Raw genomic sequence first — 24,516 nt, 5'->3', positions numbered from 1 at the left:
GAAATACTGACTTTTTAATATTAATAAATAAAAAAGGGGCCTAAAATTTCTTCTAAGACCCTTTTAAATCATTTACAATTTTTCTCTTCTCTTTGTAGATTCTTTAAATATTTTAATTAATTTATCTTTATCTTCTTTTTCTATAGCTTTTTTTATAATCAAAAACTCTTCATTAAACTTATCTAAAACTTCTAATAAGTTTTCTTTATTACCTAAAAAAAGCTCAGTCCAAAGTTCTTCATTTATATTAGCTATACGAGTTAAATCTCTATAACTATCCCCAATAAAATAACCAGTATCCCTATCTTCCTCATCACTATTTATAAGTGATACTGCAAGAACATGTGGTAATTGACTTGTAAAAGCTATTATTTTATCATGAAACCTTGGAGTTATAACTTTAATATTTTTAAAACCAAGATTATATGCTAAATTCTTAATAAGCTCTATATTCTCTTCTTTATTTATACTTATAGGTGTTATTATGTAATTTGCCCCTTTAAATACTTTATCATCTGCGTAGTCTATTCCCTTTTTTTCTCTGCCAGCCATTGGATGTCCAAAAATAAAATCTACTTCACTTGGAATAATATTTACTATATCATCTACAAACATTTCTTTAATTCCAGTTGTATCTGTAATTATAGCTCCTTCTTTAAAATTATCTTTGTTTTCTTTTATAAAGTCTATTAAAAGCTTTGGATATATTGAAATTATAACAAGGTCTGCACTTTTTAATATATATTTTCCATCTAGGTATCCTTCTTTTATAATTCCCATATCCTTAGCTTTTTTTAATGTATTTTTATCTTTATCTATTCCATAAACATCATTATACCCATTATTTTTCAGAGCCATACAGAAAGAACCTCCAATAACCCCAAGACCGACAACTACGACTCTCATAAATCTCTTTCCCCCTAAATTTTAATAGAGATTAAATAACCTTACCTTCAAATTCTGCAATTCTCTTTATTTCATTCATTAACTTTTCAAAGCTTTCTGGTTTTATTGATTGCTGTCCATCACTTAAAGCATTCTTTGGATCATTATGAACTTCTACCATAAGTCCATCTGCACCTGCCATTATTGCAGCTTTTGCTAGCGGCTCAACTAAATACCAATATCCAGTTGCATGACTTGGATCTACTATAACTGGAAGATGGCTTAATCTCTTAATAACTGGAATTGCACTTAAATCTAATGTATTTCTTGTTGCTGTTTCAAATGTTCTAATACCTCTTTCACAAAGTATTACATTATCATTTCCACCAGCCATTATATATTCAGCAGCCATAAGCCATTCCTCTATACTAGCTGATAATCCTCTCTTTAAAAGAATTGGTGTCTTTGTTCTACCAACTTGCTTTAAAAGATCAAAGTTTTGCATGTTTCTTGCTCCAATTTGTATAACATCAACATTTTCAACAAACTCATCAATGTAATCTGTTGACATTAATTCTGTAACTATAGGAAGACCTGTTGCTTCTTTTGCTTTTTTTAATAATTTTAGTCCATCAAGTTCTAAACCTTGGAAGCTATAAGGAGATGTTCTTGGTTTAAAAGCACCACCTCTTAAAAAGTTAGCCCCAGATTTTTTAACACTCTTTGCTATTTCAATTATTTGTTCTTCGCTTTCAACTGAGCAAGGACCTGCCATAATTCCAAGGTTTCCTCCCCCAATTTTATTACCTAATACATCAATTATTGTATCTTCTGGTTTGAATAATCTATTTGCTTTTTTAAATGGCTCTTGAACTTTAACTATCTTTTCTACACCATCAAATCTTAAAAGTTTGTTTGGATCTAATACTGAAGTATCACCCATAACTCCAACTATAAGATGTGAATCTCCCTTTGATATATTAGTTCTAAGTCCTAAGCTTTCTACACACTTACTTACTTTATTTGCATCTTCCATTTTTGCATTTGTATTCATAACAATTATCATATAAAATCCTCCAAAATTACTATCACTAATAAATATAACTATTATTCCTTAATCTTTCCTTTTAGTTTAACCTTTGCTAAGTTAATTGCATCTCTCATAAATCCTTCATTTAATATCTCAATTTGTGAAGCCTCTTTATATTTATGAAATCTTTCTTTATAAAGATCATATAATCTTTGTTTTCCTTCTTTAAGTAGGGGTCTAGATGAAATATCAATATCATTTATTATATTTTCAATTGGTCTATTTATAAATAAAATTATACCTTCTTTTTTTAATATTTCTATATTTATATCTCTTTTAATTACTCCTCCACCAGTTGAAATAACACATCTTTTTTTAGAAATAAGCTCTTTGCATGCTTTTGTTTCAAGTTTTCTAAAGGCATCTTCAGATTCTTTAAATATCTCTTTTATTGATTTTCCACTTGTATTTTCAATATATTCATCCATATCATAAAAGTTGTAATTTAATTCTTTAGCTAGGATTTTTCCTATGGTTGTCTTACCACACCCTGGCATTCCAATAATAATAATTTTATCTCTTTTTTCCATATATTCTCCTTATTTAAAATTATTAATAAGCCTCTTATATATCTCTATTATTACCTTTTTATCAATACTTCTTTCTTGCCAAATTTCCTCAGCTTTAATAGCTTGCCCAACAAGCATCATAAGTCCTCCACAAACTATCTTATTATTTTTAATACCTAGCTTAATAAACTTAGTTTCTAAAGGATTATATATTAAATCAACTAAAACATCATACTTTTTAATTATTTCCTCTGAAACAGGTAAAAAATCATTATTTGGAAACATACCAACTGGAGTTGTATTTATAATTATATCTCCTGATTTATTATTAATATCATCATAAGTTATAACTTTTATTTTTTCTTCATCAGTATATAACTTTTTCTCTGTTCTACTAACTAAATTAATCTCTAAAGCTTCTTCATCTAAAAGATATTGTATTACTGCTTTACTTGCTCCGCCTGTCCCTAAAACTGTTACCCTTTTATTCTTTACGCAAATATGTTTATCTTCTAACATATATTTAAATCCATAATAATCAGTATTATATCCTACAAGCTTTCCGTTTTTATTAAAAATAGTATTTATAGCTCCGATTTTTTTGGCTTCTCTAGAAAGTTCATCTAAATATTTAATAACTACTTCCTTATATGGTATAGTTACATTTATGCCCTTAATATTTGAAGACTTTAAAGAATTCATAAAATCATTTATATCTTCTCTTTTTACTTCAAATAATCTATAATCACCTTTAATATTAAGTTCTTCAAATATATGCTTATGAAGCTTTGGTGATAAAGAATGAGAAAGCTTTTCTCCTAAAAGTCCATAACACTCCATTATTTCACATCCATTCTTTTTTTATACCAACCTAATACTCTAAAATATTCGCTACTTTCTTCTATTGACTTTAATGTCTTAACAACTTCAAAATTTTCAAGACTTCCCTCAAAATCAACATATAATAAGTACTTCCAATTTTCATTCTTGATTGGTCTTGATTCTATTCTCATCATATTTATATTATTTTCTGCAAAGTATCTTAAAAGTCTATATAACGTACCTGACTTATCTTCTAATGAAAACACTACACTTATCTTATCTGCATTATCTTCTTTTAATAATTCCTTACCTACTACAATAAATCTTGTATAATTATTTTTTATATTATTTATTTCTTCTTTTATTATATCTAAATCATATATTTTTGCTGCTCTACTGCTTGCAATTGCTGCCTTACTTTTATCATTTAAATCTTTAATAAGCTTTGCGCTTATTGCTGTATTATGATATGGAATAAGCTTAAAATTATTATATAATTTTAAAAACTCACTTGTTTGGCTAAATCCTTGTGGATGAGAATATACTTCTTTTATATCATCAATTTTAGCATCATGTATACCTATTAAATGCTGATCTATTCTAATACTTTCTTCACCAATTATATAGAAACCATATTTAACTAATAAATCATGTACTTCATTTATACCACCTGTTGAAGAGTTTTCAACTGGAAGCACTCCATAATCTATATCGCCATTTTTAAGTGCAATAAATATATCTTCAAATTCCTGATAAGCTATAGACTTATTATCTTCACCAAAATATTTTAAAAATGCCTCTTCACTAAATGAGCCTTGTGGACCTAAAAATCCTATTACATCTTCTCTTGATATATCTCTTTTCTTAAAAGTAAAGCTATCTTTTTCCCTATTTAACTTTCTTGATTGTAATTCTCTAGAAACTTCCATTAATCCATTAAAAAACTTTTCAATTTCTTTCTCATAATCTTTATTTTCTAATCTATCAATATTTTTCTTAATTACAGCTTCTTCTCTTCCTTTATGAAATATAGGAAGATTATTTAGCTTTTTATACTCGGCTACTTTTAATACTGTATTCATTCTCTTTTCAAATAATTTTGTAATCTCACTATCTATGCTATCTATTTCTTTTCTGTAAACTTCTAAATCGTCCATATTTTATCGTCCTTTCAAAAGTTCTAACATTCCTATTGCAGCAACACTTTCTATAACAGGCACTGCTCTTTGTACTATACATGGGTCATGTCTTCCTTCAATATTTAATTCTTCATTTATCTTTTTATCTATATTAATAGTATTTTGTTTTTTTAATATTGAAGCTGTAGGCTTTATAGCAACTCTAAATATAACTGGCATACCATTTGTAATTCCTCCTAATATACCTCCATTATTATTGCTTCTTGTTTTAACTTTGCCTTTTTCATCATAATAAAATTCGTCATTAGCTTCTGACCCTTTAAGCTTTGTTATATTAAATCCTTCTCCAAATTCAACACCCTTAACTGCTGGAACTGAAAATAATAGATGAGCTAAAGTTGATTCTACTGAATCAAAAAATGGATCACCAATCCCTGCATCTAAGTTTAAAACTGCACATTCTATAATTCCACCAACAGAATCCCCTTCTGATTTTGCAGATAATATTTCTTTTCTCATATCACTATCTAAATTTTTATTTATAAGCGGAAGTTCCATCTTAGGTAATTCTTCTATTAAGCTTTCATTAATGTTTACTGGATTAAATGATTCATCTTCTATATTTCCAATACTTTTAATATGAGATACTATTTTTATTCCATGAGATTCTAATATTTGCTTACATATAGCTCCTCCAAATACAAGTGGTGCTGTTATTCTTCCTGAAAAATGTCCTCCACCTCTATAATCATTAAATCCATTATATTTTATATTTCCAGTATAATCTGCATGTCCTGGTCTCATTAAAGTTTTAAGTTTACTATAATCTTTTGATTTTTTATCGCTGTTTCTAATTATTCCACATAAAGGTGTTCCTGTTGTTTTTCCTTCAAATAAACCACTTAATATTTCAACCTTATCTCCTTCTTTTCTTGAAGTTGATAAATTGTTTTTTCCTGGTGCTCTTCTTTCCATTTCAGCATCTATTTTTTCTAAATCAATTGAAAATCCTGAAGGAAGACCGTCTATTGTAAGACCAATGCCTACTCCATGTGATTCTCCAAAAATAGAAAACTTTAAATTACTTCCCCAAATTCCACTCATCTATTTTTCCTCCTAAAGCTTTAAAATCTTCAAAGAAATTTGGATATGATTTAGATACGCATTCAAAATCATCTAATATTATTTCTTCTTTACATCTTGTAGCTGCAATAGCTAACATCATAGCAATTCTATGATCTTTATGGCTCCAAACATTTACTCCGCCTTTAAATTCACTAATACCTTCAATTATAAGCGAATCTTCTTTTTCATAAATATTAGCTCCTAATTTTGAAAGTTCTAAATTTATTGCTCTAAGCCTATCACACTCTTTTATTCTAAGTCTTTTTGCATTTATAATCTCTGTTCTTCCCTTTGAAAGACTTGCAACTACTGAAAGTATAGGAATTATATCAGGACATCCCTTTGCATCTATAATAGTTGATTTTAATCCATTTGACATCCCTATTATTTCATCTTCACTTTTATTAAATGAAACTCCCATTCTTTCTAATATTTCTATAACTTCTCTATCACCTTGAAGAGAGTTTATATCTAAATCTTTGCAAACAACTTCATTTCCTATAGCATCTGCACATAAGAAAAATGCACCTTGAGAATAATCTCCTTCAACCCTATATTCTCTTCCTATGTAATGTTGATTTCCCTTTATTATAAATTCATTATAATCTTTATTTTCTATATCTATTCCAAAATCATATAATGCCTTTAAAGTTAAATCTATATATCCTTTTGATTCTAATGTTCCTTCTATAATTATTTTAGAATCACCATTTAAAAGCGGCAGTGCAAACATAAGACCTGTTATAAATTGTGAACTTATATTACCTAGCACTTTAAATTCTCCTGAATTTAATTTCCCTTTAATTTTAAGGTCTAATTCTTGCTCTTTATGTGAATAGTTAATACCTTGCTTTTTAAATATATTGTAATAGACATCTAAAGGTCTTTTTCCAAGATTGCCTCTTCCTATAAATCTATTATTATAATCACTTAATAATGCTATAGGTATAAGAAACCTTAAAGTAGAACCTGATTCATTACAATCTATAACTCTTTCTTCTAAAAATTTATCATTTAGATTTAATCCGGTTATCTCTAGTTCTCTATCCTTTATTTCTATTTTTGCTCCTAAAGCTTTCATTCCGTTTATTGTAGCAATTATATCATCTGATAAATCTATATTTGTTATTATACTTTTTTCTCTGCTAAGAGATGCACATATGACTGCTCTATGTGCCATACTTTTTGATGGTGGAATCTTAACTTTTCCTTTTAACTTATCATTGTATATCTTAATACTTCCCATTTTATACTCCTATCTAAAAAATTCTACTGTAGTATCATAAATCTTAGCATTTCCTATCTCTTGCATTATAATTACTTTAAGTCTACTTCCCATATTCTTTTTATCTAAAGATATTGCTTCTATTATAGTATCTTTATCTTTTAAATCCACTTCAAAAGGAAGACCATACCTAACTAAAATATTCTTAATATCTTCTGAATATTTTTCTTTAACTAATCCTTTTTCCTCACAAAGCTTTGTAATTAAATACATGCCAATAGATACACCTTCACCATGAGTAAATTTTGAAAAACCAAAGTATTTTTCAATTGCATGACCTAGTGTATGCCCAAAATTTAATATCATTCTATCTCCAGTATCTTTTTCATCTCTTTCTACAAATTCTCTTTTTATATTACAGCATGTATATATAATGTATTCTATATGTTCCATTACTTCATTTCTAGTATTTAGAGTATTTAAAAGATTAAATAAAGATCTGTCTTTAATACATCCATATTTTATAACTTCACCCATTCCATCTTTATAAAACTTTTCATCTAAAGTTTCTAATACATTTGGATCAATTAAAACTCTTTTTGGTTGATAAAAACTTCCCACTAAATTTTTTCCTCTTGGTAAGTCTACTGCAACCTTTCCACCAACGCTACTATCTACTTGCGCTAATAATGATGTTGGAATTTGAACAAAAGAAACTCCTCTTAAAAATGTTGCAGCTACAAATCCTCCAAGATCTCCAACAACTCCACCACCTAAGGTTATAATTAAATCTTTTCTTGTTAACTTAAAATCAAGTAGCTTTTCATAAATTTCTGGAAGCGTATTAAATGATTTGCTTTCTTCTCCAGGTTCTATGCAAAATTTCGATACACTAAATCCATCTTTTTTAAGAGAATCTAATACTATATCACCATAATACTTATCTACATTTTTATCTGTAATTATAAATATTTTTTCTCCATTAAATACTTTTCTTATTCTTCTTGGAATATCTTTTATAATTCCTTTTTCTATTTCTATTTTATAAGAATTTTCTCCTAGATTAACTAATAATTCTCTCATAGCAAAACCTCATTTCAAATTACTTATATTTCTTAGTAAGTTTTTCTTATAATAGTTTATCATAGTTATATAAAAAAAGAGCCTGAAATTCTGGCTCTAAACATATTTTAATTAAAGAATTGGAGAAAGTAATCTTACTATAGACTCCATTATTCTTTGTCTTTTTGGTCTCTTCATAAAGTATCCAAGTTTAACTTCAGTTGACTTTTCTAGGTCTTTCATAAACTGATTTTCACATATTTTAGCTTGATTTTCATCAAAAATAAGTGCATTAACTTCAAAATTAAGATAAAAACTTCTCATATCCATATTTGCTGTTCCAATACTTACAACAGAACTATCTACAACTAATGTTTTAGCATGGATAAAACCATTTTGATAATAATATACTTTAGCACCTGCTTTTAAAAGACCACCAATATATGAATCTGCTGCCCATTTCATAAATTTATGATCTGGCTTTCCAGGTACAAGTATTCTAACATCAACTCCAGATAATGCTGCTATTCTTATAGCTTCAAAAACTGGCTCATCTGGTATAAAGTATGGAGATGTTAAATACACATTCTTCTTTGCATTGTTAATCATCTTAATATAAGCATTTTTTATATATTCCTCATTATGGTCAGGACCACTTGTTACTATTTGAACTCCAACATCTCCTTTTCTATACTCTTTCTCAATCATGAATTTATGTAAATCACCTATTGTTTCTTCTGATGCATAACACCAATCTAAAAGAAATCTTTCATTTAAATCATTAACTGCATCTCCTCTTATCCTTATATGAGTATCTCTCCAAAAACCTATCTTCTTATCCCTATTTATGTATTCATCGCCAACATTAAATCCACCAACATATCCATATTTACCATCAATAACTACTATTTTTCTGTGATTTCTATAGTTTATACGAGTGTTTACATGTGGTAATATCCCTGGGAAAAATATCGCAAACTTTCCTCCTAGCTTTAAAAATATCTCAAGTTTTTTCTTAGTCATAGTATAAGATCCCATACTATCAACTAATAATCTAACCTCAACACCATTAATTAATCTTTCTTCTAAAGCCTCAATAATCTTAGTTCCTATAAAATCTTTTCTAAATATATAGTACTCAATATGAATAAATTTTTTTGCATTTTTTATATCATTTAATAATGATTCAAACTTTTCATTACCATCTACAAAAATATCAACTTTATTTCCTATTGTATATCTTGCACCACTATTATTAAAATTCATCTTTCTAAGATCTAAAAACTGTTCTCCTCCATCATGACCGCTATTATCATTTAAAATATAATTTAACTTTTTCTTCTTATATCTATCATTTATAATTTTATCTCTAAATAATTTTTGCCTACTAAAATTTTGTCCAAGCATTATGTATATTACAAAACCAAGCCCAGGTAATAATATAAAAATTAAAAGCCATGCCCAAGTTGTTGTTGGATCTTTTCTTTCTATAAATATCAAAGAAAAAGCAAAAACCATATTTATTAATAAGAAAATAAGCCATATAAATATAAATGCGTTCAATCAAATTCCCCCTTCCCATTTATTTTTCTATATTCTTTCCATCTTTCTATATTTTATTTCTTAATTATATTATCTTTTAAATAGGCATGCAATTAACTAAATTCTAAGTTTGTAAAAGTATTATTAACTATAAATTATCAATTAATAAAAAAGATAAGTTATAGATAAAAAATCTATAACTTATCCTTCTATTGCTATGCTAATCTTACTATAGTTATCTTAGTTAAACAGAATTTTACACAAGATTTGCTTCTATTTACAAGTTCTAAAACTGTATCTTCACATTCGCAATCTGAAGCACATACTATTGCTGTACCTGATATATTTACAAGCATTCCACTTTTTAGTATATCAGCAGCTGACATGCTACAAGTTTTTTCATTTACACTTAATTCTAGTTCTACAAGTGAACAAGCATCTCCTGATACAGAGGCATCAAAGTTAACCAAATAAGTTCCGTGCTTAAGAGTTATTTCTGTACTGCATTCTTTATGCTTTATAGATTTTCCATTTATAACTATATTATCTTCTAATGGAATTGGACAATTTGATGCAACCTTTTGACAAGAAGTTGTTGCTATATAAGCATTTTCATCAGTTATTGAAACTCCACAATCACCTTTTGGTCCTACTGGCCCTACCGGTCCTTCTGGTCCTACTGGTCCCATTGGTCCTTCTGCTCCTGTTGCTCCTTTTGGTCCTTTTGGTCCTCTTGGTCCCATTGGTCCTTCTGGTCCTTCTGGTCCCTCTGGTCCTTCTGGTCCTATTGGCCCTATTGGTCCTATTGGTCCCATTGGTCCTTCTAATCCTATTGGTCCCATTGGTCCTCTTGGCCCTTCTGGTCCTTCTGGTCCCATTTCACCTTGCTCTCCTTGTGGTCCCATTGGTCCCATTGGCCCTATTAATCCCATTGGTCCCATTGGTCCTTCTGGTCCCATTGGTCCTTCTGGTCCTATTGGTCCTACTGGTCCTTCTAATCCTTGCATACCCCTTGGTCCTGTTGCTCCTACTGGCCCCATTGGTCCTTGAATACCTTGAATACCTTGTGGTCCTTCAACTCCAGGATCTCCTTGTTCTCCTTGTGGTCCTTGTGGTCCCATTGGTCCTTCTGGTCCTATTGGTCCTATTGGTCCCCTTATTCCTCTTGGCCCTGTTGCTCCTGTTGGTCCTGTTGCTCCTGTTGGCCCTGTTGCTCCTGTTGGCCCTGTTGCTCCTGTTGGTCCTGTTGCTCCATCTTCTCCTGTTTCACCTGGATCTCCTGTTGGTCCTACTGGCCCTACCGGTCCTTGTTCACCTCTTGCTCCTGGTGCACCTGTTGGTCCCATTGGCCCTCTTGGTCCTCTTTCACCTTGTGGTCCAACCAATCCTTGTGGCCCTGCTGCTCCCTGTAATCCCATTGGTCCTTGAATACCTTGTTCTCCTTGTGGTCCTTGTTCTCCTGTTGGTCCTTGTGGTCCCATTGGTCCTTGTGGTCCATCTTCTCCAGGATCACCTTGTTCTCCTCTTGGACCTTGCTCTCCTTGTGGTCCTTGTGGTCCCATTGGTCCCATTGGTCCTATTAATCCCATTGGCCCTACTGGTCCTATTGGTCCTATTGGTCCCATTGGTCCTCTTGGTCCCTCTGGTCCCTCTGGTCCTTCAAATCCTCTTGGACCTTGCTCTCCTGTTGCTCCTACATCCCCTTTTGGTCCTTTTGGTCCTTGTGGACCTCTTGGCCCTCTTGGTCCTGGAACAGGCTTAAATTGACTTTTACACTTTATAATTAATTCTGGTTTTTCAAAACTTCTTGAAGATGCAAATATAACTTCCCCAGAATCCTTAGGACATACTATTATTGCAATACCATTATTTTTAATTTCACCTTTAGCCCATAGCTTAACAATATCAGATACATCAATTCTTATATATTGACATTCATCATTAATACAAACATTCTTTTTAAACACCTTAGCTTCTGGAGCATTTTTATAATTAACATTGCAAGCACTATAATCACATAGATTATATAAAATATCTACACATAAATCCTTACAAGAATTTAGTTTTTTTACATAAAGCCTAAGTTCAGCTTCATCAACATCACAATCACATAAACAATTTTTAAAATTAAATTTCATAAGAGAAATAGTTTTATCGCATGAGCAACTTTCTCCATCATCTCTTGAAACTACAAGAAATTTTTCATCTGAAAAATTCTCTTTTGGATGTCTAGAAGAAATAAAAGTATCATCTTTAACTTTAATTTTAATAAACTTACAACTCAAAAAATCACCACCTTTTAATAGTCATTACATTATATTCTTTAAAACTTACTTTGGTAACACAGATGATTTTTTTATGACATCTTTATATATTAAAGTTTAAAGTTTTCTTTAATTCTCTAGGTTTTATGTTTTTCTTTTTCATCTCTTTAAGCAAATAATTTTTATTATATTCCACTTTATATTTTGGTGCTAAATACAAATCTGATAGTTCATTATAATAATAAGATTTTTCTAAATCCCCTATAATTGAGTAATATACACAAAGTTCTAATGCAGGATACCAAGTAGAATAAATATTATTATTAAATCCAATATTATTTTTATCTTCATCTAAATTCATTGCAGCTTTTAAATAAATTATTCCTTCATCATACATACCTTTAAATTTGAAACAATCAGCAAGCATACATAACATCTCTGCATTTGGGGAATACTTTTTCATACAATTAAAAATAAGTTCTATCTTTTCATCATTATTTCCTCCAGTCAAATCTAAAAGCTTAACTAAGTTTATAGTTGCTCTTTTAAAATCCTCTGACCATAAATCTTCTTTAGATAAAACTTCTTTATATTTATCTATAGCTTCTTTATATAATCTATTATCATAGAGTTCATTTGAGTAATAAAAAAGATCTCTTGTTGTAAAAACTTCTTTATTCTCTTCCATCTTCTTAAATATTAAAAGATTTCTGTTTGTATGAGCTTTCCTTTTATCATGGTTTATTGTTATATCAGATTGTATTATATTTCCGTATACATCTAAAAATTCATGGACCCTACCAATCCATCTATATCCTTTTATTCTTTTGACTAATCTATTTCTTTTTAACGAATATGTTGTTTTTCCTTCTGCATCTCTAGCTAATGAATAATTCATCATTACAGAATCAACATTAGTATCTAAATTTTCTTTTAAATCATTTAGTAATTTTATATTTTCCTCATCAATAAAATCATCTGCATCAAGCCACATTATATAATCTTTGCTTGCTTTACTAAATGAATAATTCCTAGCTTTTTCAAAATTATCTTCCCACTTAAAATCATATAATTTACAATTAAATGATTTTGCTATTTCCTTTGTTTTATCAGTAGAGCCTGTATCTACAATTATAATTTCATCTGCAAATTTACTAGCACATTCTAAGCATCTAGCTAGTGTTTTTTCTTCATCCTTTACTATCATACATAAGCTTATAGTTATCATCTGAAATACACCTCTATAAATAATCTGTTTACTATATTTTATAAGCCTATTTTCTAATAGTGATATTATAAATAAAAAAGCAGACCAAAATATTTTGGTCTGCTTTTTTATTACAAATTAACCTTTTAATCCTCTTGATTGTCTGTCCATATCCTCAATTACAACATCAAATATTTCTCCAAGACTAGCACAGTATTCTAATACCTTCCATGGTTCATTAGTATGGAAATGCATCTTTATAAGTTCATCATCTCCAACTGCTAATAAGCAATCCCCTTTAAAGTTGTTTGTAAAATACTCACTTATAGCATCTTCATCAAGATTTTTCCCTTCAATTAGTAATTGTGTATCATATTTATATTCAAGCATAAATCTCTTCCTTTTTATCTTAATTTTTTATTTAATTATAACAATTTAATTAAATCCTATCAAATTTATAAAAATAAAAACGGTAAAACCTTCAATTTAGGTTTTACCGTTTTATTAAATATACTATTTCATTATTCTATTTCATTATTTTGCGAAATATCTATCTAAAAGTCCTTTGAATGCTCTACCATGTCTAGCTTCATCTTTAGCCATTTCATGAACTGTATCATGGATAGCATCTAAGTTTAATGCTTTAGCTCTCTTAGCTAAATCAAATTTTCCTGAAGTAGCTCCGTTTTCAGCTTCAACTCTCATTTCTAAGTTTTTCTTAGTTGAATCTGTTACAACTTCACCTAATAATTCAGCAAACTTTGCAGCATGTTCTGCTTCTTCAAAAGCAGCTTTTTCCCAATATTGTCCAACTTCTGGTAAGCCTTCTCTATATGCAACTCTAGCCATTGCAAGGTACATACCAACTTCATGGCATTCTCCTTCAAAGTTAGCTCTTAAATCAGCCATTATATCTTCTGGTGCACCTTGTGCTACTCCTACAGTATGTTCACATGCCCATTGCATTTCTCCAACTTGTTCCTTGAACTTATCAGCACCTGCTCCACATACTGGGCACTTTTCTGGTGCAGCTTCTCCTTCATAAACATATCCACATACTGTACAAACAAATTTCTTCATAATCAATCGTCTCCTTTTCCTTTTAACCTAAATATTTATACAATTTTAATTCTATTTAATAAACTTCATTTCCATTTCATTTATTTTCCTCTCTACATGTATTATTATATAATAATAATTATCCATTGTAAATAGTTTTCTCTAATTTTTTTTATAAACTTTTATTTCCTATTTAGTAATGATTTATTTACTATTTTAATACAAATATACATACATTATTAAACTTATTAGCCATAATTTATATACTATTAGTGATATAATAAAAATATATAAATTATTCCTATATTTTTTAGGATTAAAACTTAAAGAGGTGTATAAAATGAGTAAACTAAAAGAAGAATTTGAGAATGAACTACATAAGATAAAGGAAAAACATGAAGAACACAAGGAAGAAAGACTTGAACATAAAAAACAAAAAGAAGAATACAAAAAAGAAGTAGCTCAAAAGAAAGAAGAATCTAAAAAGCAACAACTTAAAGAGCATGAAGATAAATTAAAAAAAGAAGTTAAACAAACTATTAGAAATATAAAAAAAGAAATTCCAAATAAATAATATAAATTATTCTCTTAAAATAAAAAGATAATGATATTACTCCTTGTATAATATCATTATCTTTTTTGTATTCACTAATAATTTCTTGTTTAATTTTTTAAGTTCTATAACTTATACTTAGTCTTAACTTTTAATCTTTTTTTACTATTATTTTTAATGCTTCTATTTTTTAAATTTTACTTCATTAATGTTATCCTTACTTCTTAATTTATAATTTGATAAAATTTTAGCTATTCCAGAACTAAAATCAGATTTTAAAGGGAATTCATCTTTTATGTAATTTATTACACATTCTAATGCCTTTACTTCATTTTCAGTTAAATCTGCATCAATCCAAGGAGTATTGTATTTTAAGCTATATCCCCCATACCTTCCCCGTTCTTCTTTTATCAAAAATCCTGCCATACACAAATCATCTTTATATCTGCTTATTTGTCTAACATCAACTTCTAATTCTTCTGCTATTTCACGCCTAGTCATTTTATGCCTACTTTTTAAAAGCATTAACATATTTAAAGCATTATTTACTTTACCCATAATCACTCTCCTTTTTTATAATTATACAAGTTATAAAAAAATGAGATTTTACCCCCTAGTAAAACCTCATCAAAATAATTGCTAACTTATATCATGATATAAGTAGTTAAAGATTATAAATCACACCATCTTTTAAGAAAACTTTTATGTACATCATGAAAAGTTGGAATTATTTATATACTTAAATAATACGCTATAATGTTGACATATAAATGTAACAATAGATTTTCTTATATTTCCCATACGTCTATCTACAAATATATTATAATATATTTATTTAATAAATATAAGCTAAATTAAATAAAAAAGATATATCTTTATAGATATATCTTTTTAAATTATATATAAATTTATAATGCACCTTCTAGAATTTTACGGCTGATATCTAAAGTTATTTGTCCATTTTCTCCTATAGCTGCCATCTTGTGATCTTCTAATGCCTTAACTAAATCATCAATTTTACTTGCATCAACACCATAATCTGATAATCTTGTTTGTATTCCTAAGCTTTCAAAGAATTCTCTAGTCTTTTCTATTGCAAGGTCTACTTTTTCATCTTCAGTTCCTGAAGTTATATTCCAAACTCTTTCTGCATATTGAACTAATTTATCTTTCTTTTTATCTCTCATAACATTCCAAAGTGATGGTAATATTATAGCTAAAGTTTTACCATGATCTATTCCAAACATAGCAGTAAGTTCATGACCTATCATATGAGTTGCCCAGTCTTGTGGTACTCCTGCACCTATTAATCCGTTTAAGCCCATAGTTGCACACCATACAAGGTTAGCTCTTAAGTCATAATCAGTTGGATTATCTATAGTTTTCTTTCCTATTTCTATTAATGTTTGAAGTATACCTTCAGCAGTTCTATCTTGGAACATTGCATCTACTGGATATGTAGCATATTGTTCTAATACATGAATAAATGTATCAACAACACCATTTGCAACTTGTGTCTTTGGAAGTGAGAATGTTAAAGTTGGATCTAAGAATGAGAATTTTGGGAATACTAAATTATTTCTAAAACCTCTTTTACCTATACTTGATGTAACAACTCCACCGCAGTTCATTTCTGATCCTGTAGCTGGAAGAGTTACTACTGTTCCAAGTGGTAATGCTTTAGTTAAAGTTGAAGCTGCCATTCTATCACTTAAAAGGTCTAATGCATTTTCTCCGTCATATTGTGATGCTAATGAAACGAATTTTGTTCCATCCATTACAGATCCACCACCGACTGCTAATAAGAAGTCTATATTTTCTTTTTTTACAACATCAACAGCTTTCATTAATGTTTCAAATCTTGGATTTGCTTCTATTCCACCAAATTCAACTACTTCTCTATATTTAAGTCCATTTAATACTTTTTCTAAAGTACCAAACTTTTTAACACTTCCTCCACCATAAAGTACAAGAACCTTAGCATCTTTTGGTACTAAATTATCTAATTCTCCTAAACGGTCTTTTCCAAACACTATTCTTGTTGGATTGTAAAAATCAAAATTAAGCATTTTAATTCCTCCTCTTAATAATTTTTAATTTATATTTATTAGATCTTAATGAATTAATACATATCTTTTAAATTAATTCTAGATAACTTTTTTATCTTTTTTAAATAGTCTATATGCTGAAATTATACAAGCAATAAGACATACTACAAATGACACCATAAAAGCTACATGCATTCCATAAACAAATACCATTGGTTTATTATCTATATAAGTAACAACCTTATATCCAATCTTGTGACTCATTGCAGAATAAAGAATTGTTGTTGATAATGCAATACCAATAATCATCCCTAAATTTCTTGCAAGAGAATTTAAGCTCCCAGCTACACCTAATTTATTTTGCTTTACAGAAGACATTATTATTGAATTATTTGGAGATTGGAAAAGTGCAATCCCAATTCCTGTCATAACTGTTGTCATAATTAAATAGGAAATTTTAGTATTTTGATCTAGGAATATAAATAAAAGTTGTGCTATTGTAAATACTATTAATCCTATAAATGTTAAAATCTCTGAGCTCATTTTATCAGATAAAGCTCCACTTATAGGTGCAACTATCATCATTGCAATTGGGACAGACATCAATATAAATCCTGCTCTAAGTGATGAAAATGCTAAAGTCTTTTGTAAATAAAAAGGCATTAAGATATTAACAAAGAAATTTGATGAAAATACTAATAATGCACAAAATAACCCAAGTGAAAATTCAAAATTATTAAACATTTTCATATCTATTAATGGCTCATCTATTCTACTTTCAACTCTTATAAATAAGAATAATGCAACTACAAATACTATAAATAACATTATTACTGAAATATTCATAAACCCTGTTTCTTGCCCCATAAATATAGCTAAAAATAATGAAAGTATACTTATATCAAATAAAATAAATCCTTTATAGTCTAACTTAACTTTAACACTATTTTTATCTTCTTTAGGAAATGCATAATATCCTAAAAGTATAGCTATAATTCCTACGGGAATATTTATTAAAAATATGTAATGCCATGAATAATTTTCAATTATAAATCCACCTATTCCAGGACCTGCAATACTACCTAAAGATACAAAGCTTACAAGTATTCCAAGACCTCTCCCCCTCATTTCCTTAGGAAAATATTGAGTTATAATTCCAAAGTTTGTAGCCATAGTCATACTAGCTCCAACAGCTTGAATAGCTCTTGATAATAAAAGAAAGCCTAAGCTATTGCTTATACCGCATAAAGCTGAGCCTATTACAAATATTACTGTGCCTATTCTAAAAACCTTAATTTTTCCTTCTATATCACTAATCTTTCCAAAGAATATTAAAAACATACAAATTACTACTATATATAAAGATACTATCCATTCTGCTTTATTCATATTAATAGCTAAATCTTGCGACATTGTTGGCATTGCTATATTTACAATGCTTCCATCTAATGTAGCCATAAATGTAAATAAACAAGTAGCAATAAGTATAAGCCAAATATTATTACCTTTTTTAGATTTAACATTATCCTTCATCATCTCTATCTCTCCTTTATTATATTTTTTCTCAGATTTTAAATATTTATAATTAATATATTTTAGCAAATATATTTTAGTAAAAATAATTTTTTGAGTCAACTTAATTTCTGTACAATATTTAACAAAATTAAATATTATAAAAAAATAATCAGTAAATCCTATTAGATCTACTGATTATCTATAAACTCTTATTTTTCTAAAAAATAAAATACCTTATCTAAATAATTGTGTAATATCTCATCATTTTCTAAATATAATTCATGCTTTCCATTTTCAAATCTAACTAAATTGCAGTCTTTATATATCTTATTAAATCTATTGTGCGCACTTGTATCTACAAAAGTATCTCTTCCAGCTTGAAAAAGTAATATTGGTATATCTATATTAGATACATTTTTTTCATCTATCAGATATTTAGTTGCTTTAATCGCTTCATTTAACCATACAAATGAAGCTCCGCCTCTTCCAAGTTTTCTATTAGCAATTAATTTGTCATGATAATTTCTATATCTATACTCATTTGATGTTGCAGCTGATTCTAAATCAAATTTATCATTAAAAGATGTTTGTCCAAATATATAATTCTCGCCTTTTCCTAATTTAATTTGTATTTTAGATAATATTTCTGCCAACTTATATGGCACTTTTCCAGTATTTATTTTAAACATAGGTGCACTTAGTATTGCTTTTTTAAAATATCCTTTATACCTTTCTAAGAAAATACAAGCTATAGCTCCTCCCATTGAGTGCGCATATAAGTACATATTGCCTGTAGTATCCTTAACTATTTCATCAAGGAATTTTTTTAAATCTTCAATATAATAATCAAATTTTTCTACTGAAACTTGAGTTTTATCTACTTGTCCAAGATTTCCTGACCTTCCATATCCTCTATGTTCCATTATAAAGACAGAATATCCACTCTTAAGAAAATAATAAATTAATTCTTCATATTTTTCTATAAATTCAGTAAAACCATGACTTATTACTATTTTTCCTTTCTCATCTTTCAAAACATATTTTTCATAATATAACTTTATATCCTGTTTACCAATAAAATATCCTGTTTCTCTCAAAGGATTTAAAAAGTTATTAACTTCTTCTACATCTTTTTTAATGCTACCATAATTATTAAAATATTTTGTATTATTTCTCACAAAATTTCACCCCATTTAATATTAATCTCAATAGTATGTAAAATTTAACTTATAAACATTATATTTTTTTATAATTACTTTTTCAATATTACTCTTAAATATTATGTTTATATAATCATAAAATTAAAAATAATATACTTTATTCTAATCAACAAAAAAACTGCTAGCATTAACTAGCAGTTTTTATACTTTATGTAATATTTTCAAAACTTCTAAAAACATTATTTAAAGTATATTATCTCATTCTTGATTTCATATCAGCTTCTAATTCTTTTGCGAATTCTTTTTCTAAAGCTGCTTCTTCTTTTATTTCTCTATCTAATTCTTGGTTTATCTTCTTTCCAAGTACTTCAGCATCTTTTTCATCTTTTTTGTAAGCTTTGCTGTTTTCGTCTACAACTTTAAGATCTTCTTCTGCCTTGTTCTTTATTTCTCTCTTTAATTCTTCAACATTTTTACTCATAGTTTAAAACCCTCCTAAATAGAAATTCAAATAGATTTCTAATATTTTCTACACTCCCATTATAGCAAGATTTTTTCAGAAAAAAATATCTTTGAATTAAGATTAATTGAAACTATAATAAATCTTTACAAAGTAATTTTTTTATTCATTGTTATTCCAAAAATAAGATAATAAAAATAAAGAAAGCTAAAAATTTTAGCCTTCTTTACTTAAATATATATAATATATTTCTATAATTTTATTTACATTATATTATTAAGAAACCTCTTCCTCAGCCAATAAATCTTTATTACTTATTTTATTTATAACTAATTTTAAGCACATTCCTAAAACTAATCCAAATAAAGCTGGAAGCACCCATCCTAAACCTTTGTCATAAAATGGTAACCATTTAACTATGCCTTCAATGAATGAAATATTAACAGAAGCATTACTTAATGCATAAATAATACTTACAAAAGTAGTAATTCCTATAGTTACTCCATATACCACTTTACTTTCTTTAAAAAATTTATCAAACATTGCTAAAACAATCAAAACTATAGCTATAGGATAAATTGCATTAAGAACTGGAACTGATACTTCAAGAATCTTTGTAAGTCCCATGTTAGCTAGTATCATACTTGATAAGGCAAGAATTCTAACCCAAGCTTTATAACTTACTTTTGAGCTTAAAGTTACAAAATACTGACTACATGAAGTTATAAGTCCTACACAAGTTGTAAGGCAAGCTAATGTGAAAATTACTGCAAGAAGAACTGCTCCTCCGTCCCCAAAGATATATAGCATTACATTTGCAAGAGTTTGTGCTCCATTTTCAGTTGCCCCAAATCTTCCCCCACTTGTTGCACCTAAGTGAGCTAACATTGAATAAATTATAATTAATAATCCACCTGCAAAGATACCAGCTTTTACTGAATTTTTAACGATTGCTTTTTCTCCTTCAATTCCTTTAGATTTTATTACAAGTGATATAACAATACCAAAATTTAAAGCTGCAATTGTATCCATAGTCATATATCCATCTAAAAATCCACTTACAAAAGGTGAATGTATATAGTTTCCTGTTACTTCTCCATAAGAACCTAATGGTTTAAAAATACTTGCTATAAAAATTGCTGAAATTAAAATCAATAAAGTTGGTGTTAAGATTTTACCCATACGATCAACTAGCTTAGATGGACTTAAGCAAAGCCAATAAGCCACTGAGAAAAATATAAATGTATAAATAAATAAAGCTAAGCCGTGTGATACTAATCCTTCTGGCATAAATGGTCTTACTGCCATCTCAAAAGGTAAACTTCCTGCTCTTGGAATTCCAAGTCCTGGTCCAATTGAAAGATAAATAAGGATTGTAAATACTGTCGCAAATAAAGGATGTACTCTACTCGCTAGATTATGTAGCCCTGAAGATTTAGCTACTGCAACAACTCCTAAAATCGGGAATCCAACTGATGTAATAAGAAACCCTATCATAGTAACCCATGTTGAAGTTCCAGCTGATTGCCCTAAAAACGGTGGAAAAATTAAATTTCCAGCTCCAAAAAATAATGAAAAAAGCATTAAGCTTACAAGTGCTAAATCTTTTCTTGATAAATTATTCATTTTAAAACGCCCCCAATTAATTATTTTATAAAATCACTCTAGTTTTATATCTCCTTCTATGTCCATGTAAATGCCCCCTTTTTATATTAATATTAAAAATAAAAAATCCCCATCCCTACAAAAGGGACGAGGTTTAATCGCGTTACCACCCTAATTCTATAAACAAATTATATAGTAAGACTTAATTTAATATATAAATTAAGTATGTTTATAGCACCTTAAATACGTACATCTTAATACGCTTTTCCTGTAACGGTGAAAATCCGGTAAAGCTTACTGTAAATTTTTCAGCTTTACTTCTCAGAGATGATTTTCAGAAATACATTGAACATCGGCTTGCAGCAAAATGCCAACTCTCTGTAGAACAATAATATACCTACTTTTTCTCATCATAGAATTTTTATTTAATATTTGCTTTAATTTAATCTTATTTAAATTTATTCTAATTTTATATCGTAAAATTCAAGTTGTCAACTATTTTTTATTTAGTTTTAAATCATTAACCGATTACTAATTTTGCTAATGATTGTCCTATTAAAACTCCTATAAGGCTTAAAAATAAATTTAAAATTACATTTAATATTCCCAATTCTATTTTTCCATTTGCAAAAAGAGTTATTGATTCTAATGAAAAAGTTGAAAAAGTTGTAAGTCCTCCACAGATTCCTGTTGTCACAAATAATTTTAATTTTGGAGATACTATATCAGATAAACTAAGTTGAATAACAAACCCTATAATTATAGCTCCTGCAATATTTACAATCCAAGTGCCATGAGGTATAGAATTTTTAAATGTCCTTGCACAAAAATCTGAAACTAAATATCTTACCGCTGCTCCAATAAATCCTCCGCATCCTACTATTAATGTTAACATTCCTTTCATAATAACATCTCCTATTTAATTGTTTTTCTTTACTATTACTTTTTATATACTTAATTACATAATTGATAAGATTTTATTTTAAGATACAGGCTAGTAAATAATTTATCATAAATTATTTATTATATAAAGTATTTATCTTAATCTAAATAGCATTTTTTATTGCTTTCACCCTAGTATAATTTAACAAATTTAAAAATTCCATTCAATGATATTTATCTCTTAGCACTTTTGTTTTACATATTTTTTAAAAATTATAAATAAAATTATTTTTTTATTCATATATTAAATTTCATATTATAAAAATACCCTGCTAAATAGATTTTATATAATCTACCTAACAGGGTTTAATAATTTTTATTAATTCATGTACTCATTAACTAATTCATAACATCTATTTTTAGTATCATCTCCTAAACTTCCTAAATATACAGATGTTGCAGCTGTTCCTCCTCTATATTTATCTGCTGCTTGCTTTGCATTTTCTTCTTTTTGTTTTATCCATTGTATTTCTTCTTTTTCTAAAGGTTTAAACTCATCACTAGGTAAATTGGCCTTTAAATATTGGTATATATCATTTAATGCACCATCCCATGCTTTGTAAGCTGCATCAGCATTTTCATTCATTTCTGCTGTTGTATCTCCAGGCTCCATACTATCAATTTGATTTTGAATATCGTTAAGTCTATTTAAATATTTTATTCTTGCTAATGCCATATCACTTTTACTAGTGCTTGAATTATTAGTATTTGAATTATTAGTATTTGAATTATTAGAATTTAAATTATTACTATTTTCTTTATTACTTGAACTAGAGTTTTCATCTGATTTTTCTAATTCAGAATCTACTCTTCCTTTTAAATCCTCTAAAGTTTTCTTTTGATTTTCATCTAAATTCTTATTCTGTAATGACTCTATAGCTTTTTTAGCTTTAGTATATTCATCTTTATTTATTAAATCTCTTATATTATCAATACTCTTATCTATCTCTTTATTATCATCTATTGCTTTATTTATCTTATCTTTTAATGAATCAACATCTTCTTTTAATTCTTTATAGTTAGAATATTCACTAGGCATATTTGAAAGTAATTTTTTAGATTCTTCTAAATCACCATCATTAAATTTTTTATTTGCATTTATATAATCTTCTAACATTTCTTTTCCTTTTATTGCATCTTGATTATTTGAATGATCATCTAATACTAGTTCAAATGAAGCCAATGCCTTATCATATTCTCTTTCTTTTATTAGCTCATTTGCTTTTTGTATACCTTTGTTTTGAGTATTATTTTTGTAAACAAAGAACCCTACACCTATAGCTATAATTACTATAACCGCAATAATTATACTTATGTACTTCTTTTTCATATATATTATTCCTCCTAACTAAAGTTTAAATTATATGTTAACCTAACATAAATTATATAACAATTTTTTTATTATTTTCTTTAATTAGGATATTATTAAAAGTATTTTAAAAATTGATTATTAATCAAATAACTTAATTATCTCTTCTTCACTCAATCTCTTAAGTACTTTGCCATCCATAGACTTTCCATCCATCAAGCTTTGAATAAGCTCTTTTTTATCTTCTTGCATAAGTATAATCTTTTCCTCAATTGTATCTTTAGCTACAAGCTTAATTACTTCAACAGTATTTTTTTGTCCAAATCTATGTGCTCTATCAGTTGCTTGGTCTTCTATTGATGGATTCCACCAAGGATCAAAATGTATTACTAAACTTGCTGATGTTAAATTAAGCCCTACGCCACCAGCTTTTAAAGAAATTAAAAATACCTTTATATCTTCATTTTCATTAAACTCTTTTACTCTTTCTACTCTATCCTTTGCAGATGTTGCTCCATCTAAATATAAATAACTTACTCCACTCTTTTTAAAGTCTTCCTCTATCTTCTTTAGTACTGATGTAAATTGAGAGAATAACAATATTTTCTTTCTAGAATTACTTTCCTCTTCAACTAATTCTTTAACTACATTAAGTTTAGAACTTTTCCCAACATAATCTGGTACAACAAGAGATGGATCTAAGCATAATTCTCTAAGTTTTGTAAGATAAGCAAATAAATTAACTTTATCTTTTGAGTTTTCTATATTCATCTTTATCTCTTTTAGATATGATTTATAAATTTGTTTTTGTTTTGAGTTAAGTTCTACTAAATACTTCTTTTCCACTTTACTTGGCAACTCATCTAAAACATCTTTTTTAACTCTTCTTAATATAAATGGAGTTATTAATGTTTTAAGTTCATCTAAATCATTATTTCCAACAAATCTTTCTCTAAATCTTTCCTTCGTAAATAAATAACCTGGCATAACAAACT

The 24,516-nt window shown here is 28.1% G+C and carries 23 protein-coding genes and 1 other annotated feature; of the genes, 1 reads left to right on the top strand and 22 read right to left on the bottom strand.

What is annotated here, in order from left to right; genetic code table 11:
• Nucleotides 1-72: 72 nt before the first annotated feature.
• The 13 genes from SPJ33_RS09230 to SPJ33_RS09170 all read right to left on the bottom strand — a co-directional run bounded on the left by SPJ33_RS09230 (nt 73) and on the right by SPJ33_RS09170 (nt 13,950).
• Nucleotides 73-906 (bottom strand): prephenate dehydrogenase, encoded by an 834-nt coding sequence (locus tag SPJ33_RS09230; RefSeq protein ID WP_321117672.1) that lies wholly within the window; start codon nt 904-906, stop codon nt 73-75.
• A 31-nt stretch (nt 907-937) separates the two neighbouring features.
• Nucleotides 938-1,951 (bottom strand): 3-deoxy-7-phosphoheptulonate synthase, encoded by a 1,014-nt coding sequence (gene aroF / locus SPJ33_RS09225; protein WP_321117671.1) that lies wholly within the window; start codon nt 1,949-1,951, stop codon nt 938-940.
• Nucleotides 1,952-1,992: 41 nt separating this feature from the next.
• Nucleotides 1,993-2,505, bottom strand: coding sequence for a shikimate kinase (locus tag SPJ33_RS09220; RefSeq protein ID WP_321117670.1), 513 nt, complete (start codon nt 2,503-2,505; stop codon nt 1,993-1,995).
• A gap of 9 nt (nt 2,506-2,514) precedes the next feature.
• Nucleotides 2,515-3,324, bottom strand: coding sequence for a shikimate dehydrogenase (gene aroE / locus SPJ33_RS09215; RefSeq protein WP_321117669.1), 810 nt, complete (start codon nt 3,322-3,324; stop codon nt 2,515-2,517).
• Nucleotides 3,324-4,463, bottom strand: coding sequence for a prephenate dehydratase (pheA, locus tag SPJ33_RS09210; RefSeq protein ID WP_321117668.1), 1,140 nt, complete (start codon nt 4,461-4,463; stop codon nt 3,324-3,326). The genes aroE and pheA overlap by 1 nt, the downstream gene beginning before the upstream one ends.
• A 3-nt stretch (nt 4,464-4,466) precedes the next feature.
• Nucleotides 4,467-5,549, bottom strand: coding sequence for a chorismate synthase (gene aroC / locus SPJ33_RS09205; protein WP_321117667.1), 1,083 nt, complete (start codon nt 5,547-5,549; stop codon nt 4,467-4,469).
• Entirely contained in the window at nt 5,527-6,816 is a 1,290-nt protein-coding gene (gene aroA, locus SPJ33_RS09200) for a 3-phosphoshikimate 1-carboxyvinyltransferase (protein WP_321117666.1), read from the bottom strand. The genes aroC and aroA overlap by 23 nt, the downstream gene beginning before the upstream one ends.
• Before the next feature lie 9 nt (nt 6,817-6,825).
• Nucleotides 6,826-7,878 carry a 3-dehydroquinate synthase gene (gene aroB, locus SPJ33_RS09195; protein WP_321117665.1) on the bottom strand — a complete coding sequence of 351 codons (1,053 nt, stop codon included), beginning with the start codon at nt 7,876-7,878 and terminating at the stop codon, nt 6,826-6,828.
• A gap of 111 nt (nt 7,879-7,989) precedes the next feature.
• Nucleotides 7,990-9,420: a cardiolipin synthase gene (gene cls / locus SPJ33_RS09190; RefSeq protein ID WP_321117664.1), complete on the bottom strand. Its 1,431-nt coding sequence runs from the start codon at nt 9,418-9,420 to the stop codon at nt 7,990-7,992.
• A gap of 194 nt (nt 9,421-9,614) precedes the next feature.
• The gene (locus SPJ33_RS09185) at nt 9,615-11,684 is read right to left on the bottom strand and encodes a DNRLRE domain-containing protein (protein WP_321117663.1); all 2,070 of its coding nucleotides are present in this window, start codon (nt 11,682-11,684) and stop codon (nt 9,615-9,617) included.
• A gap of 82 nt (nt 11,685-11,766) precedes the next feature.
• Entirely contained in the window at nt 11,767-12,891 is a 1,125-nt protein-coding gene (locus SPJ33_RS09180; protein ID WP_321117662.1) for a glycosyltransferase family 2 protein, read from the bottom strand.
• A gap of 117 nt (nt 12,892-13,008) precedes the next feature.
• The gene (locus SPJ33_RS09175) at nt 13,009-13,260 is read right to left on the bottom strand and encodes a kinase to dihydroxyacetone kinase (RefSeq protein ID WP_321117661.1); all 252 of its coding nucleotides are present in this window, start codon (nt 13,258-13,260) and stop codon (nt 13,009-13,011) included.
• Nucleotides 13,261-13,404: 144 nt separating this feature from the next.
• A complete protein-coding gene (locus SPJ33_RS09170; RefSeq protein ID WP_321117660.1) occupies nt 13,405-13,950 on the bottom strand; it encodes an NADH peroxidase in 546 nt (181 codons plus the stop codon).
• 319 nt (nt 13,951-14,269) lie between these two features.
• Here SPJ33_RS09170 and SPJ33_RS09165 point away from each other — a divergent pair, with 319 nt between their 5' ends.
• Complete coding sequence (locus SPJ33_RS09165) at nt 14,270-14,503, top strand: hypothetical protein (RefSeq protein WP_321117659.1); 234 nt, start codon at nt 14,270-14,272, stop codon at nt 14,501-14,503.
• A gap of 162 nt (nt 14,504-14,665) precedes the next feature.
• Here the strand turns inward: SPJ33_RS09165 and SPJ33_RS09160 are convergent, their stop codons facing one another.
• From SPJ33_RS09160 to SPJ33_RS09120, 9 genes are all read right to left on the bottom strand, one after another.
• Complete coding sequence (locus SPJ33_RS09160; RefSeq protein WP_321117658.1) at nt 14,666-15,040, bottom strand: helix-turn-helix transcriptional regulator; 375 nt, start codon at nt 15,038-15,040, stop codon at nt 14,666-14,668.
• A 350-nt stretch (nt 15,041-15,390) separates the two neighbouring features.
• The gene (locus SPJ33_RS09155) at nt 15,391-16,551 is read right to left on the bottom strand and encodes an iron-containing alcohol dehydrogenase (protein WP_321117657.1); all 1,161 of its coding nucleotides are present in this window, start codon (nt 16,549-16,551) and stop codon (nt 15,391-15,393) included.
• 78 nt (nt 16,552-16,629) lie between these two features.
• Nucleotides 16,630-18,066 (bottom strand): MFS transporter, encoded by a 1,437-nt coding sequence (locus SPJ33_RS09150; RefSeq protein WP_321117656.1) that lies wholly within the window; start codon nt 18,064-18,066, stop codon nt 16,630-16,632.
• Between the two features lie 188 nt (nt 18,067-18,254).
• Nucleotides 18,255-19,223 carry an alpha/beta hydrolase gene (locus SPJ33_RS09145; protein ID WP_321117655.1) on the bottom strand — a complete coding sequence of 323 codons (969 nt, stop codon included), beginning with the start codon at nt 19,221-19,223 and terminating at the stop codon, nt 18,255-18,257.
• A 235-nt stretch (nt 19,224-19,458) separates the two neighbouring features.
• Nucleotides 19,459-19,686, bottom strand: coding sequence for a hypothetical protein (locus tag SPJ33_RS09140; protein WP_321117654.1), 228 nt, complete (start codon nt 19,684-19,686; stop codon nt 19,459-19,461).
• Between the two features lie 255 nt (nt 19,687-19,941).
• Nucleotides 19,942-21,291: a branched-chain amino acid transport system II carrier protein gene (gene brnQ, locus SPJ33_RS09135; RefSeq protein ID WP_321117653.1), complete on the bottom strand. Its 1,350-nt coding sequence runs from the start codon at nt 21,289-21,291 to the stop codon at nt 19,942-19,944.
• Nucleotides 21,292-21,410: 119 nt separating this feature from the next.
• Nucleotides 21,411-21,693 (bottom strand) — a binding site (T-box leader).
• Between the two features lie 97 nt (nt 21,694-21,790).
• Complete coding sequence (gene crcB / locus SPJ33_RS09130; protein WP_321117744.1) at nt 21,791-22,177, bottom strand: fluoride efflux transporter CrcB; 387 nt, start codon at nt 22,175-22,177, stop codon at nt 21,791-21,793.
• A 354-nt stretch (nt 22,178-22,531) separates the two neighbouring features.
• On the bottom strand, nt 22,532-23,542 hold the full coding sequence (locus tag SPJ33_RS09125; protein ID WP_321117652.1) for a lysozyme inhibitor LprI family protein: 1,011 nt from the start codon (nt 23,540-23,542) through the stop codon (nt 22,532-22,534).
• 120 nt (nt 23,543-23,662) lie between these two features.
• A partial coding sequence (locus SPJ33_RS09120; RefSeq protein WP_321117651.1) for a DEAD/DEAH box helicase occupies nt 23,663-24,516 on the bottom strand: 854 nt, incomplete at its 5' end.

The sequence above is a fragment of the Clostridium sp. genome, from assembly GCF_034179595.1.
Lineage (GTDB): Bacteria > Bacillota > Clostridia > Clostridiales > Clostridiaceae > Clostridium.
This window is presented reverse-complemented; position numbering and strand designations above follow the sequence as displayed.

What these genes read in the sequence shown, in the direction of transcription:
- SPJ33_RS09230 (WP_321117672.1), bottom strand. Translation starts at nt 906, where the DNA reads ATGAGAGTCGTAGTTGTCGGTCTTGGGGTTATTGGAGGTTCTTTCTGT.
- pheA (WP_321117668.1), bottom strand. Translation starts at nt 4,463, where the DNA reads ATGGACGATTTAGAAGTTTACAGAAAAGAAATAGATAGCATAGATAGT.
- aroC (WP_321117667.1), bottom strand. Translation starts at nt 5,549, where the DNA reads ATGAGTGGAATTTGGGGAAGTAATTTAAAGTTTTCTATTTTTGGAGAA.
- aroF (WP_321117671.1), bottom strand. Translation starts at nt 1,951, where the DNA reads ATGATAATTGTTATGAATACAAATGCAAAAATGGAAGATGCAAATAAA.
- brnQ (WP_321117653.1), bottom strand. Translation starts at nt 21,291, where the DNA reads ATGAATAATTTATCAAGAAAAGATTTAGCACTTGTAAGCTTAATGCTT.
- SPJ33_RS09165 (WP_321117659.1), top strand. Translation starts at nt 14,270, where the DNA reads ATGAGTAAACTAAAAGAAGAATTTGAGAATGAACTACATAAGATAAAG.
- SPJ33_RS09155 (WP_321117657.1), bottom strand. Translation starts at nt 16,551, where the DNA reads ATGCTTAATTTTGATTTTTACAATCCAACAAGAATAGTGTTTGGAAAA.
- SPJ33_RS09180 (WP_321117662.1), bottom strand. Translation starts at nt 12,891, where the DNA reads ATGATAACTATAAGCTTATGTATGATAGTAAAGGATGAAGAAAAAACA.
- SPJ33_RS09170 (WP_321117660.1), bottom strand. Translation starts at nt 13,950, where the DNA reads ATGAAGAAATTTGTTTGTACAGTATGTGGATATGTTTATGAAGGAGAA.
- SPJ33_RS09160 (WP_321117658.1), bottom strand. Translation starts at nt 15,040, where the DNA reads ATGGGTAAAGTAAATAATGCTTTAAATATGTTAATGCTTTTAAAAAGT.
- SPJ33_RS09220 (WP_321117670.1), bottom strand. Translation starts at nt 2,505, where the DNA reads ATGGAAAAAAGAGATAAAATTATTATTATTGGAATGCCAGGGTGTGGT.
- aroE (WP_321117669.1), bottom strand. Translation starts at nt 3,324, where the DNA reads ATGGAGTGTTATGGACTTTTAGGAGAAAAGCTTTCTCATTCTTTATCA.
- SPJ33_RS09125 (WP_321117652.1), bottom strand. Translation starts at nt 23,542, where the DNA reads ATGAAAAAGAAGTACATAAGTATAATTATTGCGGTTATAGTAATTATA.
- SPJ33_RS09140 (WP_321117654.1), bottom strand. Translation starts at nt 19,686, where the DNA reads ATGAGTAAAAATGTTGAAGAATTAAAGAGAGAAATAAAGAACAAGGCA.
- SPJ33_RS09175 (WP_321117661.1), bottom strand. Translation starts at nt 13,260, where the DNA reads ATGCTTGAATATAAATATGATACACAATTACTAATTGAAGGGAAAAAT.
- aroA (WP_321117666.1), bottom strand. Translation starts at nt 6,816, where the DNA reads ATGGGAAGTATTAAGATATACAATGATAAGTTAAAAGGAAAAGTTAAG.
- aroB (WP_321117665.1), bottom strand. Translation starts at nt 7,878, where the DNA reads ATGAGAGAATTATTAGTTAATCTAGGAGAAAATTCTTATAAAATAGAA.
- SPJ33_RS09150 (WP_321117656.1), bottom strand. Translation starts at nt 18,066, where the DNA reads ATGATGAAGGATAATGTTAAATCTAAAAAAGGTAATAATATTTGGCTT.